Source organism: Streptomyces sp. NPDC002896 (assembly GCF_040295225.1).
GTDB lineage: Bacteria > Actinomycetota > Actinomycetes > Streptomycetales > Streptomycetaceae > Streptomyces.
Genome location: NZ_JBEOVA010000018.1, coordinates 81109 through 95013 on the forward strand (window position 1 = coordinate 81109; position 13905 = coordinate 95013).

The following is a 13905-nucleotide window of genomic DNA, read 5'->3' on the forward strand; positions in this document are numbered from 1 at the left end:
GCGTCACCGTCCCGCGCCCAGTGTGCCGCCGCCGGGATAGCCGCCACCGCCGAAGCGCTCGTCGAGCGCCTCGTAGTCCTTGGCGAAGTCCTTGGTGCGCGGCAGCGCCTCGACGAACTCCACCGTCTTCGGCTTCTTGTACGAGGCGATGCGCGCGCGGCAGTGCTCGATGACGTCCTCGGCCGTGACCGGCCCGGCATCTGTGTGGAGCACCACGAGGGCCTTGACGTCCTGCGCCCAGCGCTCGTTGGGCACGCCGATCACGGCGGCCTCCTTGACGGCCGGGTGCGACTCGATGCAGTTCTCCACCTCGGCCGGGAAGATGTTCTCGGCCGCCGACTTCAGCATGCGGGTCGTCGTCCCGAGGAAGCTGATCGTGCCGTCCGGCTCGCGCCGTCCGAGGTCGGTAGTGTGCCACCAGCCGAAGCGGAAGCGCTGCTCGTTGATCTCCGGCCGGTTCCAGTAGCCGAGGTGCACGAGGTCCCCGCGGATGCAGATCTCGCCGGCCTCGCCGACCGCGCACTCCTTGCCGGTGCCGTCCAGGATGCGTACGGCCGTGAAGGGTCCCGGCCGTCCGGCGTTGCCGGCGCCCGCGTCGCCGTAGGCGCCGGTCACGGCGAAGCCGGTCACCTCGGTCTGCCCGTAGCCGCGGCCCTCGCCGCCGCCGTTGCGGGTGAAGCGGCTGGTGTCGGTGGGCACGGTGCCCTGCCACAGGGGGGCGGCGACGCTCGCACGCAGGTGGGACAGGTCGTGGCCCGCTTCTCGGTTGAGGGCGACCAGTTGGGCGATGGTCGGCGGCATCAGATACGCGTGGGTGCACTGCTCGGCCGCCAGCAGTGGGAGCAGTTCCTCGGCGATCACGCGGCGGACGATGACGTTCTTGCCTCCGTGGACGAAGGCCGGGACGCCCCAGAACTGGTAGTTGCCGATGTGGAACATCGGTCCGGCGCCGAGGAAGGCGGCCTCCCGGCCGATGTCCCCCATCCAGGCGGCGCTCGCGCCCATCGCGAGGAGGTTGCGGTGCGAGAGCATCGAGCCGGACTGCCGCCCGGAGATCGCCGCGGTGTAGATGACCAGGAGCGCGGAGTCGGGATCGACGTCGACGGCCGGGTCCTCGGGCGAGCCGGAGGCCAGGAAGGACTCGTAGGTGCCGGGGCCTTCGGTGTCGTGCCGCAGCCACAACGCCCGGTGGTCGCTGCCCAGCTCGGCGCGCGCCTTGCTGACCGTGTCGCCGATCTCCTCGTCCTGCCAGACGACGACGCGAGGGTCGAAGTCCTCGACGGCGAAGGCCATTTCGGGGGCGGCCCAGCGCCAGTAGCCGGGACAGACCATGGCCCCGATCTTCGCTGCGGCGCCGAGCAGCTCCCAGATCCGGAAGGAGTTCTGCCCCAGCCACAGGATCCGGTCGCCGGGCCCGACGCCCGCGTCCGCGAGGGCATGGGCGAGCCGGTTGGTGCGCTCGTCCAGCTGGGGCCAGGTCAGCCGGACGTCGCCGTCGACGAGGGCGACGCCGTCGGGGTAGGACCTGCGGTGCTCACGGATGATGTCGCCGAACGTCACGCGGCGGGCGCGGGGTTCCGGGGGGTACCCCCCGGGAGAACTCAGCATGCTGTTGGCTCCCAAGGCTTCGAAGACTTCGAGAGGTGAGGCACCGTCAGACACGGCCGACGCCTACGCCCTTGACGTTGATGAACTCGTCCAGACCTGCTTTGCCGCCCTCCCGGCCGAACCCGCTGATGCCGACGCCGCCGAACGGCGTGGCGGCCGACGTGATGGGGTTCGGGCCGGGGTTGACGTAGACCGTCCCGGCCTTCAGGCGCGGCACCAGGCGGTTGACGCGCGCGATGTCGCGGGACTGGATGTAGGCGGACAGGCCGTACTCGGTGTCGTTGGCCAGAGCGACGGCCTCGTCCTCCGTGTCGAACGGGGTGATGGCCAGGACCGGGCCGAAGATCTCCCGCTGCGCGAGGTCGCTGCGGTTGTCGACGTCCGCGAAGACCGTCGGGGCCACGAAGTAGCCGTCGGCGTCGATGCGTTCACCGCCATACACCAGTCGGCCCGCGCCGCCCTCGACCGCCTTGTCGATCACGCCCTGGACGCGGTCGCGGGCGGCGGCGTCGATGAGCGGTCCGATGTACGTCGTCGGGTCGAGCGGGTCTCCGACGGGGAGGTGGGCCACCACCCCGGCGACCCGCGCGACGACCTCGTCGTAGATCGGACGCTCGACCAGCAGCCGGGTGGGGAGCGCGCAGCCCTGGCCGGTGTTGCTCATGGCGAAGGCCGCGCAGTACGGCACGACGGTGTCCAGGTCGGTGTCGGCGAAGAGCAGGTTGGCGGACTTCCCGCCAAGCTCGAACACGACGGGTTTGAGGTTGATCGCCGCGTCCGCCATGATGCGGCGCGCGGTGGCGGGCCCGCCCGTGAAGGAGATCTTGTCCACGCCGGGGTGCGTCACCAGGGCCGCACCCGCGTCGCCGAGGCCGGTGACGACGTTGATCACGCCCTCGGGGATGCCCGCCTCGCGGGCCAGGTCGGCGAAGAGCAGCGCGGAGAACGGCGTGGACTCGGCCGGTTTGATGACCACGGTGTTTCCGGCGGCGAGTGACGGCGGGACCTTCATCGCCAGGGACAGCGCGGGGGAGTTCCAGGTGATGATGTGGCCGATGACGCCGTACGGCTCGGCGATGGTGTACTCGACGTTCTCGTGGGGGCTGTAGGCCGCGCCGACCATGCCCTCGATCTTGTCGGCCCAGCCGGCGTAGTACTCGGTCCACTCGGCGACGTGCGGGCCGACGTTCTCCGCCCAGCCGCCGATGCAGACGCCGTTCTCGAGAGGGCAGATCGCCGCGAATTCGGGGATGTGGTCGCGGATCAGCTGGGCGAAGCGGGTGAGCAGCCCCCGGCGCTCGGCGGGGCGCATGGTGCCCCACACCTCGAAGGCCTGGCGGGCGGCGGCCACGGCCCGGTCCACCTCGGCGGCGCCCGCGAGCGGGATGTGGGCCTGGACCAGGCCGGTCGCCGGATTCCGGTGCTCGTGGGTTCCGCCGCTGGCGTCGGTGACGCCCTTGCCGCCGATGACGAGCCGTGGTTGCGGCAGGTCCTGCCCGGCCCTGTCCTGGTGCAGTTTCACATCGACCGTGACCACGGATGCCTCCTCGAACCCGCCCGGCGCCTTCCGCACCACCCAGGGTCATTAAATAGCTAACCTATTTATCCAAGACAGTCAATGGGCGGAATGCCGCCGGACGACCGCAGAAACACCGCCCTGGGCACCGCGTCACAGCCCCAGCGAACGCCCGACGATCTCCTGCATGATCTCCGACGTCCCGCCGAACACCCGCTGCACCCGGCTGTCCCGCCAGATGCGCGCGATCTCGTACTCGTTGACGTAGCCGTAGCCGCCGAAGAGCTGCATGCAGCGGTCGATGACCTCCCAGCCGGTCTCCGAGGTCCAGTACTTCGCCGCGGCGGCCTCCTCGGCCGTCAGCTCGCCCTGGAACAGCGCCATGATGCAGCCGTCGAGATAGACCCGGGCGGCGCTCAGCTTGGCCTTGATGTCGGCGAGGGCGAACCTGTTGGCCTGGAACTCGCCGATCGGCTGACCGAAGGCGGTACGCGTCTTTGCGTACTCCAGCGCCAGCTCGAAGGCCCGCTCGGCCGACGCGAGTGAGGCGACGGCGATGGCGAGCCGCTCGGTCGGGAGGTTGCCCATCATGTGGTAGAAACCGCGCCCCTCCTGCCCGATGAGGTTCTCGGCGGATACGCGGACCTCGTGGAAGAAGAGCTCGGCGGTGTCCTGGGCCTTCATCCCGACCTTGTCGAGCTTGCGTCCCCGCTCGAAGCCCTCGGCGCCGCGCTCGACGACGATCAGGCTGATGCCCTTGTGCCCGGCGTCCGGGTCGGTCTTGCAGGCGACGATGACCAGGTCGGCCAGGATGCCGTTGGTGATGAAGGTCTTGGATCCGTCGATCACCCACTCGTCGCCGTCCCTGCGGGCGGTGGTGCGCATGCCCTTGAGGTCGGATCCGGCGGCCGGCTCCGACAGCGCGAGCGCGCAGATCGTCTCGCCGCTGATCACTTCGGGGAGCCAACGGGCCTTCTGCTCCGGGGTGGTGAGGTGCATCAGGTAGGGCGGGATGACGTCGTTCTGCAGCCCGAGCCCGATGCCGACCGAGCCGGTGGCGTGCATCTCCTCCGCCATGATGGCGTTGTACCGGAAGTCCCAGATCCCCTGGCCGCCGTACTCCTCCGGGAACTGCCAGCCGATGAGCCCGGCCTTGCCGGCGGCCGCCCACGCGGCCCGGCTCACCTGGCCGTCCCGCTCCCACTGCTCGGCGTACGGGGCGCATTCGCGCAGGTAGAACGCGCGGGCGCTGTCCCGGAACAGCTCGTGTTCCGCGGTGAAGATCGTACGGCGCATGCTCGACTCCACTCGTAGATCTCGCTTATTTAGCTGAAGTAGTTATACGATAGCGCTGTTTCAGGACCTGGGCGAGGGAGGGCGTGTGAGCGTACGGGACAAGGTGGCGCTCGTCACCGGGGCGGGCCGCGGCATCGGCGAGGCGATCGCCGAGGCGCTGGCCGCCGCCGGAGCCTCGGTCGCCGTCTGCGACGTGGACGTGGAGGCCGCAGGAAAGGTCGCGGCCCAGCTGGCGGAGCGGTATGCGGTGCGCGCCACGGGAGTCGGCTCGGACATCTCTGACGGCCCGGCCGTGCGCGCCGCCGTGGAACGGGTGACCGCCGAACTGGGCCCGGTGGACGTCCTGGTCAACAACGCGGCCGTCGACGTCATCGGCCGCTTCGTCGACAGCACCGAGGAGACCTGGGACCGGATCATCGCCGTCAACCTGCGCGGCACCATCACGATGACCCGCGCCGTGCTCGACTCGATGATCGAGCGCGGCGGCGGCCGCATCATCCACATCGCCTCGGACGCCGGCCGGGTCGGCTCCTCCGGCGAGGTGGTGTACTCCGCGACGAAGGGCGGTGTCATCGCCTTCGGTAAGGCACTGGCCCGCGAGGTCGCCCGGCACGGCATCACGGTCAACAGCGTGTGCCCGGGCCCGACCGACACCGCGCTGCTCGGCCAGGTCGCCGACTACAGCCAGAAGATGTACGACGCGACCGTGCGGGCCATCCCGCTGCGCCGCGTCGCCCAGCCCGCCGAGATCGCCGGTGTGGTGGCCTTCCTCGCGTCCGACGACGCCGCCTACATGACCGGGCAGACCCTGTCGGTCAGCGGCGGCCTCACGATGGTCTGAGGTGATCCGAGTGAGCAGCGTGCTGCGCGTCGAACTCCGCGACAGGATCGCCGTGTTCACCCTCGACCGGCCGGAGCGGCTCAACGCCATCGGAACGGACACCGTCGAGCAACTGAAGCAGGCGCTGGAGGATGTGGGTGGCGACGATGACGTACGAGCCGTAGTGCTGGCCGGAGCGGGCCGTGCCTTCTCGGCCGGTGCCGACCTCGGGGAGATCGAGTCGTTCACGGCACCCGGGCAGTTCCGCGCCTTCGTGGGGCGGCTCACCGAGGCGTACGCACTCCTTGAGGGCTTCCCCAAGCCCTCGGTCGCGGCCGTCCACGGGTTCGCGTTCGGCGGTGGCCTGGAGCTCGCGCTCGCCTGCGACCTGCGGGTGGTGGAGCGCGGCGCCCGGCTCGGCCTGCCCGAGATGAAGCTCGGCGTCCTGCCGGGCGCGGGCGGCACGCAGCGGCTGCCGCGTCTCGTGCCTCCGGCGATCGCCAAGCAGATGATCCTCACCGGCGAACCGATCGACGCGGAGCGCGCCTGGCAGCTCGGGCTGGTGAACGAGATGGCCGAGCCCGGTGGGGCACTGGCGGCCGCCGAGGCGCTCGCATCCCGGCTGGCAGCCGGAGCCCCGCTGGCGCTCGCGGCGGGCAAGCGGCTGATCGACCACGGACTCGGAATGGACCTGGATGCGGCGATCGCGTACGAGCGCGAAACCGTCTCTGTGCTGTTCTCCACCGAGGACCGGGCCGAGGGGCTCAAGGCATTCCGGGAGCGCCGCCCGGGAGAGTTCCGCGGCGTGTAGCAAGCGTCCCGAGAGATGTGGAGGTGGGCCGTGCGGCCACTGGAGGGCTATTCCGTCGTCGAGCTGGGCATGTGGGTGGCGGCACCGGCCGCGGCGACCATGCTGGCGGACTGGGGAGCGGACGTGGTGAAGGTCGAGGCGCCTACCGGCGACCCCAACCGTTACACGCTCCGGCACGTCGGCCAGGACATCGACAGCGAACCGCCGTTCGAGACCGACAACCGAGGCAAGCGCGGGATCGTCCTCGATCTGCGGTCCGAGGAGGGCAAGGACGTACTCGAGCGGCTGCTGGAGCGCGCCGACGTGTTCGTCACCAACCTCCGACCCGGCGCCCTGGAGCGGCTGGGCCTGGCGCCGGGCGAGCTGCGCGAGCGCCACCCCCGCCTGGTCATCGGCACATTGACGGGGTACGGCTGGACCGGCGCCGAGCGCGACCGGGCCGGGTACGACGTCTCCGCCTTCTGGGCCCGGCCCGGCATCGCCGCCATGCTCAACCCGGCCGATCAGCCACCACCCGGCATCCGCCCCGGCCTCGGCGACCGTACCGCGGCCTCCAACCTGGTGGCGGGCGTCCTGGCCGCGCTGCTGCGACGGGCACGCACCGGCGAGGGCGGCGTGGTGGACGTGTCACTCCTGCGTTCCGGAACGTACGCCAACGGCAACGACCTCGCCCTGCAGAACTTCTTCGGCAAGCGCGGCCGTACCCGGCCGCGCACGGAGCACGAGTCCCCGCTCTACAACTGCTACCGGGCCACGGACGGGCGTTGGTTCTGGCTGGTCGGTCTGGAGGGCAACCGGCACTGGCCCGGTGTCGTCAAGGCACTCGGTCGCGAGGACCTGGAGACGGACGAGCGGTTCGCGACCGGTAAGGCCCGGCGCGGCCACGTACGCGAACTGATTGCCGTCTTCGACGAGGAGTTCGCCAAGCGGCCGCTGGACGAGTGGGCGGAACGATTCGACGCCGAGGGCGTGTGGTGGGCGCCCGTGCAGACCCTGGCGGAGGTGTCGGCCGACCCGCAGGCGGAGGCGGTGGGGGCGTTCGTCGAACAGCCGGGCATGGGCGACGCGCCGCCGCTGCGGACGGTGGCCACGCCTGTCAGTTTCTGGGGCGTCGATGACAAGCCCCGCACCGGCGCGCCGACGCTCGGCCAGCACACCGACGACATACTCCGCGAACTCAGCTGACCCGACACACAACCCATCCATCAGGAGGTAGGGCGTGGGCATCCTCGACGGCAAGGTCGCCATCGTGACCGGCGGCGGGAGAGGGCTGGGCCGGGCGCACTGCCTGGCGCTCGCCGAGGCCGGTGCGACCGTGGTGGTGAACGATCCGGGCGCGGGCGTGCACGGCGAGCGGACGGGCGACTCCCCCGCCGACGACGTCGTCGCCGAGATCACCAAGCTCGGCGGCCGGGCGGTCGCCAACCACGGCTCGGTCACCGACTGGGCGGCCACCGAGGCGGTGGTGGAGGACACGGTGGCGGAGTTCGGCCGCCTGGACATCGTCGTGAACAACGCGGGGATCGTGCGCGACCGCATGCTGTTCTCGATGAGCGAGGCCGAGTTCGACGCCGTGATCGCCGTGCATCTGAAGGGAACCTTCGCGCTCACCCGGCATGCCTGCGCGTATTGGCGCGAGGCGTCGAAGCGGGGTGAGCGCGTCGCGGGCCGCGTGATCAACACGACGTCCGGGACGGGTCTGTTCGGCAACCAGGGCCAGTCGAACTACGGCGCCGCGAAGGCCGGGATCGCGGGGCTGACCGTCCTCACCGCCCTTGAGATGCGCCGATACGGCGTCACCGCGAACGCCATCTCGCCGATCGCGGCCACGCGGATGACGGAGGGGCTGTCCGTCGGCGCGTCCCTGCAGGCCGCCGACGACTTCGACCCGCGCGATCCCGCAAACGCCTCCGGTGTGGTCGTCTACCTGGCCTCCGACGCCGCGGCGTGGCTGACCGGCCAGGTGCTGCGTATCGAGGGCAACCGGCTGAACCGGCTGCAGGGCTGGACCGTCACCGGCGTCCACCCGAGCCAGTCCGGCAAAGCCCTGACGTACGAGGAACTCATCGAGGCCGTACCGCAGTTGTACGGTGTCGCACCCGCCGGCCGGGCCACGGGAGTCGGCCAGTGAAGGCGCGGGGCCATGACGTCGCCGCTCTGGTGCTGCGCGCGACGCTCGGCCCGATGCTCTTCGCACACGGCTGGAACAAGGTAGCCGGGCCGGGCGGGCTCAAGGGCACCACGGGCTGGTTCGAGGCGCTCGGCCTGAAACCGGCCGCCGTGCACGCCCGCATGGCGGCCGGGACCGAGATGGCAGCGGGGGTGGGCATCGCCCTGGGCGCGGCAAACCCCCTCCCGGCGGCGGCGACCGTCGGCCTGATGACCGTGGCAGCCTGCACCGACCACCGGGACAAGGGCTTCTTCGTCTTCAAGGGCGGCTGGGAGTACGTCGGTGTCGTGGGCGGCGCGGCCGTCGCACTGGCCGCGTTGGGCAACGGCAGGTACTCGGTCGACGGGCTGCTACGACGCCAACGTGGCGGCGCGGGGGCCGCATTGCTGGCCGCGGGAATCGGCACGGCGAGCGCGGCAGCGCTGCTGGCCGCTTGTTACCGGCCTGAGCAGAAGCCGGAAGAGACAGATCACTGATACCAGATACGGGCAACAAGGGAGTCGACATGGACGCGGCTGACTTCAGCGCGGTGCTGTCCGAGGTCCGGCGCTTCGTCCGCGAGCGGGTCGTACCGCTCGAAGCGGAGATCGACGAGAAGGACGAGATGCCCGCGGACATCCGCGAGGCGGCCAAGAAAATGGGGCTGTTCGGCTTCGCGCTGCCCGAGGAGTACGGCGGGCTGGGGCTGTCGATGTACGAAGAGGCCCAGCTGATGTTCGAGCTCGGCTACACGACCCCTTCGCTGCGCTCGATGTTCGGCACCAACAACGGTATCGCCGGACACGTCCTCATGGTCGGCGGCACCGAAGAGCAGAAGGCTAATTGGCTCCCGAGGATCGCCTCGGGCGACGTACTGGCGTCCTTCGCGCTCACCGAACCCGAGGCCGGATCCGACCCGTCCACGCTGACCACGCGCGCCACGCGAGACGGCGACGAGTGGGTGATCAACGGCGCCAAGCGCTACATCACCAACGCCCCGCTCGCCGACGTCTTCATGGTCTTCGCCCGCACCGACCCCGACGCCCCGCGCACCCGCGGCATCTCCACCTTCCTCGTCCCAGCCGGCACCCCAGGCCTCACCGTGGCACCCAAGGACCACAAGATGGGGCAGTTCGGCGCCTGGACCGCGGACGTGTACTTCGACGACGTACGCGTACCAGCCGACGCCCTCGTCGGCGACGAGAACGGCCTCAACCGCGGCTTCAACACCGCCATGGGCTGCATCGCCCACGGCCGCGTGCACATCTCGGCCCTCTGCGTGGGCATGGCCGAGCGCCTGGTCGACGAATCGGTCGAGTACGCCCGCACCCGCCGCCAGTCCGGCAAACCCATCGGCTCCTTCCAGCTCGTCCAGGGCCTGATCGCCGACTCCATGACCGACTACTACGCCGGCCGCGCCACCGTCCTGGAAGCGGCCCGGCGCTTCGACTCGGGCGAGGACACCAAGATCGGCCCCTCCTGCACGAAGTACTTCGCCAGCGAGATGGTGTGGCGCGTCGCCGACCGCGCGGTGCAGGTCCACGGCGGCGCGGGCTATATGCGCGGGGTGGCCGTCGAGCGCTTCTACCGCGACGCCCGGCTCTTCCGTATCTACGAGGGCACCAGCCAGATCCAGCAGGTCATCATCGCGAAGGCGCTGCTGGGCGAGGTGGCCCGGGGCTGAGCGGCACACACGAGGAAGGCCCCGACACTCCGGGGCCTTCCTCTTCGTACGGTCGTCAGATGCCGAGCCGGTCCAGCAGCCGCTCGTGGTACACCGCCGGGCCGCCGAACAGCAGCTGCGAGGATTTGGCCCGACGAAAGTACAGATGGGCCGGGTGCTCCCAGGTGAATCCGATGCCGCCGTGGACCTGGATGTTCTCCATGGCCGCGACCATGTACGCCCGTGAGCAGCACGCGTGGGCCACCGCCGCGGCGACGGGGAAGTCCCCGGAGCCCTCGGCGGCCAGCTGCGCCGCCTCCCGGGAGGATGCCTCGGCCAGTTCCACCTGGACGAGCATGTCGGCGCACTTGTGCTTGACCGCCTGGAAGGTGCCGATGGGCCGGCCGAACTGGTGACGGGTGCGGGCGTACTCCGCGCTCATCTCCAGGCACCTGCGCGCCCCGCCCGCCTGCTCGGCTGCCAGCCCGACCGAGGCGATGTCCAGGACCTTGGCCATGATGCGGCCGCCCGCCCCGTCCGCGCCGACGAGGGTCGCGGGCACTGCGTCGAACGTCAGCCGGGCCATCGCCCGGGTGGCGTCCAGGGTCTCCATCGGATCGGCCGCCAGGCCCGTCGCCTGCCGGTCGACCGCGAACAGCGACGGACCCGCGACGGTGCGGGCGACGACGAGGAGCAGATCGGCCGTCGTACCGTCGATGACGAAGCACTTGCGGCCGTTCAGCTTCCAGCCGCCGTCCCTGTCCGGCACGGCACGGGCGGAGATCATGGCCGGGTCCCACGAGCCGGTGTCCTCGGCGACGGCGAGTGTGGCCGTGGTCCGACCGGCCGCGATGCCCGGGAGGTGGCGCGCGCAGGCCTCCTTGTCGCCCGAGGCCAGCAGCGCCTGGGCAGCAAGGACGACGGTGGCGAAGAACGGAGCGCACAGCAGGGCGCGGCCCATCTCCTCCAGTACGACGCCGAGTTCGACGGAGCCGAAGCCGTCGCCGCCGTACTCCTCGGGGATGGCCAGGCCCGGCAGCCGCAGTTGGTCGGCTGCCTGCGCCCACACCGCCGGATCGAAGCGCGGTTCGCTCTCCATGAGCTTGCGTACGGCTTCCTCGGGCGACTTGGCCTCCAGGAACTCCCGCACAGAGGAACGCAGTTCCTGCAGCTCGCTCTCGTCGGCCGTCACGGACGCACCTCCTTGGCAGCGGTGGTCGCGGGTTCCTTGGGCAGGCCGAGGACGCGTTCCGCAAGGATGTTCTTCATGATCTCCTCGGTGCCGCCGAGGATTCGCAGTGCCGGAGTGGCCAGGAGCAGTTCGGACCATGCGTACGTGCCCCACTGCCCGGTGTCGGCGATCGCACGGGGTCCGAGGACGTCCGAGACGAAGTGCGCAGCGCGGGTGAGGTTCTGTCCGTACATCAACTTCGAGACGGACATCTCGGGACCGGGTGCGACCCCGCCGCGCAGCTTGCGCAGGGCGCGTGTGTTGAGGTGTTCGGTGGCCATGGCGTCCACGAGGAGTTCGGCGAGGCGGGCGCGCAGGGCGCGGTCGTCCCAGGTCCAGGTGGCGCGCATCAGCGCCGAGAGCCGGTCCGGGGACAGGGCGGCGGCCACCGGGCCCGCACCCTCACTGCCGACCGTCGCGCGCTCGTTCATCAAGGTGGTCAGGGCGACCGTCCAGCCGCCGTCGACCTCGCCGAGCCGGTGGTCGTCGGGGATGCGTACGTCGGTGAGGAAGACCTCGTTGAAGTCCGCGCCGCCGGTCATCTGCCGCAGCGGCCTGACCTCCACGCCGGGTGCGTCCATGGGAACCAGGAAGGCCGTGATGCCGCGGTGCTTGGGCGCGTCCGGGTTGGTGCGGGTCAGAGCGAGGCCGATCTGGCTGTGCTGGGCGACCGAGGTCCACACCTTCTGCCCGTTCAGCACCCAGTCCTCGCCCTCGCGTACGGCGCGGGTCGCCACGCTCGCCAGGTCGGATCCCGCGCCGGGCTCGCTGAACAGCTGGCAGGCGATGGCGTCCCCGCGGTACATGGCGGGCAGCCAGTGGTCCTTGATGTGGGGTTGGGCGTGGGCGAGGATCGTCGGGCCGATCATGCCCAGGCCGACCACACCGAGCACGCCGGTGTCGGCGACGTCGTACTCGGACTCGATGGCGTCGTAGAGCAGGTCGTGGACGGGGGTGAGGCCGCGGCCGCCGTACTCGGGCGGGCCGGTGATCCAGCCGAAGCCGTTCTCGTGACGGATTCGCTGCCACTCCCGCGCCCGCCGCACATGCTCCCGCTCCTCGTCGGGCGGCAGGCTGCTGAAGTACGCCATCGTGTCGTCGCCCTCGCCCCAGGTGAAGGCCGTGCGGTCGGGGGCCTTCGCCGCGTGCGCGTCGAGGAAGCGGCGCGCCTCGGCGGCGAAGTCCTGCATGTTGTCTTCCATCGCGTGCGCTCCGAACGGTCAGGTCGAGAGGATCGTCACCGCCGACGCGCCCGGCGCGCCGTACAGGTGGGTGTAACCGACGCGGGGCGCCCCGGGGATCTGCCGGGTCCCCGCCGTGCCGCGCAGCTGGAGCACGATCTCGTGGATCTGGCGCAGACCGGACGCGCCGATGGGCTCGCCGTTGCCGAGCAGACCGCCGTCCGTGTTGACCGGGATGCGGCCGCCGATCTCGGTGGCGCCCTCGGCGATGAGGCGTTCCTGCTCGCCGTCCTTGCAGAGGCCGGTCTCGGCCATGTGGATGATCTCCGAGCCGGCGTCGGTGTCCTGGAGCTGGGCGACGTCGACGTCCTCGGGACCGATGCCCGCCAGTTCGTACGCCGCCCGGGAGGCGTCCACGGTCGGGCTCTCCACCGGCTCCCCGACCGGGAACGACGGGCTCTGCACCTCGAAGGCGCCGAGCCTGCGGCTGCGCAGGGCGGTGGCCCGGATGCGTACGGGTGTGGAGGTGTACTTGTGGGCCTGGTCGGCGCGGCACAGCACGATGGCCGCGGCGCCCTCGTTCGGGCCGCAGTACATGTACTGGCGCAGCGGGTAGTTGAGGACCGGCGAGGCGAGGACCTCCTCGACCGACAGCGGGGTGCGGCGCCAGGCCTTGTCGTTGCCGGCGGCGTTGCGGAAGTTCTTCGAGGCCACGCGCGCGAGCGTCTCGTGGGAGATGCCGTGGTCGTGCATATAGCGGTTGATCTTCATGCCGAAGAAGTGGGTGGTGAGGAACATCCCGGTCTGCCCGTACCAGGAGGGGATGCCGGCCACGGACGGATCGGCGGCGAACGCGCCGCGCGGATGCTTGTCGAGGCCGATCGCTACGGTCAGGTCGTGCTCGCCGGTCTCGATGGCCCGGGCGGCCAGCGCCACCGCCGTACCGGCCGTCGCACAGCCGTTGAACACCCCGCGCAGCGGCACTCCGGTCAGGCCGAGGCGCCCGACGATCGCGTCCGGGTTGGCGACCTCGTAGCTGCCGATGTAGCCGCCCTGGATCTGCGGCCAGGTCACGCCCGCGTCGGTGAGCGCCAGCCGTACCGCGTCCGCGCCCATGTCCAGCGCCGGCTTCCCGGGGAACCGGCCGAAGGGGTGGAGCCCCACCCCGATGATGACGGCCTCGGTCACTGTTCCTCCTCCTCGGCCGGGGCGAACGCAAACGTCACGACCTCGGTGCCGTCGTTGTGCAGGGTGTAGGGCACGAGCGTCAGCCGCATGTCCTGCCCGATCCTCAGCTTCTCCGGGTCGGGTTCGGTGAGGCGGGCCTCGACCAGCAGCTCGCCGGGGAGCTCCACGTACCCGACCGCGTACGGTTCGAAGGCCTCGGGGCCGTCGTACGGCGGGGACGGCGGGCGGAAGTTCTGGGTCGTGTACGTCCACAGCGTCCCGCGGTCCGACAGCAGCCGTTCCGTCGACTCCTCGCCGCCGCACCGTAGGCAGTGCGCGGCCGCGGGGAAGCTGACCTCACCGCACGCCGTGCACGCGGATCCGATGAGCCGTGGCCCTGCGGCGGCGGAGGGCGGCCAGGTGAACAAGCCCTCGGCGACCGGCTTCTGCGTCGTCATGTCCA

General features: G+C 70.9%; 13 protein-coding genes. 6 read left to right on the top strand and 7 right to left on the bottom strand.

The genetic code is table 11. The annotated features are described in order from the left end of the window. Positions 1-3: 3 nt before the first annotated feature. The 3 genes from ABT009_RS29545 to ABT009_RS29555 form a co-directional block, all read right to left on the bottom strand. Positions 4-1608, bottom strand: a complete 1605-nt coding sequence (locus tag ABT009_RS29545; RefSeq protein ID WP_351301471.1) for an AMP-binding protein — start codon at positions 1606-1608, stop codon at positions 4-6. Between the two features lie 46 nt (positions 1609-1654). Next, positions 1655-3145 (bottom strand): aldehyde dehydrogenase family protein, encoded by a 1491-nt coding sequence (locus ABT009_RS29550; protein WP_351301474.1) that lies wholly within the window; start codon positions 3143-3145, stop codon positions 1655-1657. 132 nt (positions 3146-3277) lie between these two features. Further along, on the bottom strand, positions 3278-4420 hold the full coding sequence (locus tag ABT009_RS29555) for an acyl-CoA dehydrogenase family protein (protein ID WP_351301477.1): 1143 nt from the start codon (positions 4418-4420) through the stop codon (positions 3278-3280). An 85-nt stretch (positions 4421-4505) separates the two neighbouring features. On the opposite strand from ABT009_RS29555, the gene ABT009_RS29560 reads away from it, so the two are divergent. Genes ABT009_RS29560 through ABT009_RS29585 form a run of 6 tightly spaced genes read left to right on the top strand, consistent with a single transcriptional unit; the run spans position 4506 to position 9884 of the window. Beyond that, complete coding sequence (locus ABT009_RS29560; RefSeq protein WP_351301480.1) at positions 4506-5261, top strand: SDR family NAD(P)-dependent oxidoreductase; 756 nt, start codon at positions 4506-4508, stop codon at positions 5259-5261. Between the two features lie 10 nt (positions 5262-5271). Next, positions 5272-6051, top strand: a complete 780-nt coding sequence (locus ABT009_RS29565) for an enoyl-CoA hydratase/isomerase family protein (RefSeq protein WP_351301483.1) — start codon at positions 5272-5274, stop codon at positions 6049-6051. Positions 6052-6081: 30 nt separating this feature from the next. Then, a complete protein-coding gene (locus ABT009_RS29570; protein ID WP_351301485.1) occupies positions 6082-7236 on the top strand; it encodes a CaiB/BaiF CoA transferase family protein in 1155 nt (384 codons plus the stop codon). 34 nt (positions 7237-7270) lie between these two features. Next, on the top strand, positions 7271-8182 hold the full coding sequence (locus tag ABT009_RS29575) for an SDR family NAD(P)-dependent oxidoreductase (RefSeq protein ID WP_351301488.1): 912 nt from the start codon (positions 7271-7273) through the stop codon (positions 8180-8182). Continuing rightward, positions 8179-8697 carry a DoxX family protein gene (locus tag ABT009_RS29580; protein ID WP_351301491.1) on the top strand — a complete coding sequence of 173 codons (519 nt, stop codon included), beginning with the start codon at positions 8179-8181 and terminating at the stop codon, positions 8695-8697. Before ABT009_RS29575 ends, ABT009_RS29580 begins: the two co-directional genes overlap by 4 nt. Before the next feature lie 29 nt (positions 8698-8726). Continuing rightward, positions 8727-9884 carry an acyl-CoA dehydrogenase family protein gene (locus ABT009_RS29585; protein ID WP_351301494.1) on the top strand — a complete coding sequence of 386 codons (1158 nt, stop codon included), beginning with the start codon at positions 8727-8729 and terminating at the stop codon, positions 9882-9884. Between the two features lie 55 nt (positions 9885-9939). On the opposite strand, the gene ABT009_RS29590 is transcribed toward ABT009_RS29585, so the two are convergent. The 4 genes from ABT009_RS29590 to ABT009_RS29605 are packed head-to-tail and all read right to left on the bottom strand — an operon-like array spanning position 9940 to position 13900. Beyond that, positions 9940-11055 (bottom strand): acyl-CoA dehydrogenase family protein, encoded by a 1116-nt coding sequence (locus ABT009_RS29590; RefSeq protein WP_351301497.1) that lies wholly within the window; start codon positions 11053-11055, stop codon positions 9940-9942. Continuing rightward, positions 11052-12296 (bottom strand): acyl-CoA dehydrogenase family protein, encoded by a 1245-nt coding sequence (locus ABT009_RS29595; RefSeq protein WP_351301500.1) that lies wholly within the window; start codon positions 12294-12296, stop codon positions 11052-11054. The genes ABT009_RS29590 and ABT009_RS29595 overlap by 4 nt, the downstream gene beginning before the upstream one ends. 18 nt (positions 12297-12314) lie before the next feature. Continuing rightward, positions 12315-13463 (bottom strand): thiolase family protein, encoded by a 1149-nt coding sequence (locus ABT009_RS29600; protein ID WP_351301503.1) that lies wholly within the window; start codon positions 13461-13463, stop codon positions 12315-12317. Further along, positions 13460-13900 (bottom strand): Zn-ribbon domain-containing OB-fold protein, encoded by a 441-nt coding sequence (locus ABT009_RS29605; protein WP_351301506.1) that lies wholly within the window; start codon positions 13898-13900, stop codon positions 13460-13462. Before ABT009_RS29605 ends, ABT009_RS29600 begins: the two co-directional genes overlap by 4 nt. Positions 13901-13905 lie beyond the last annotated feature (5 nt).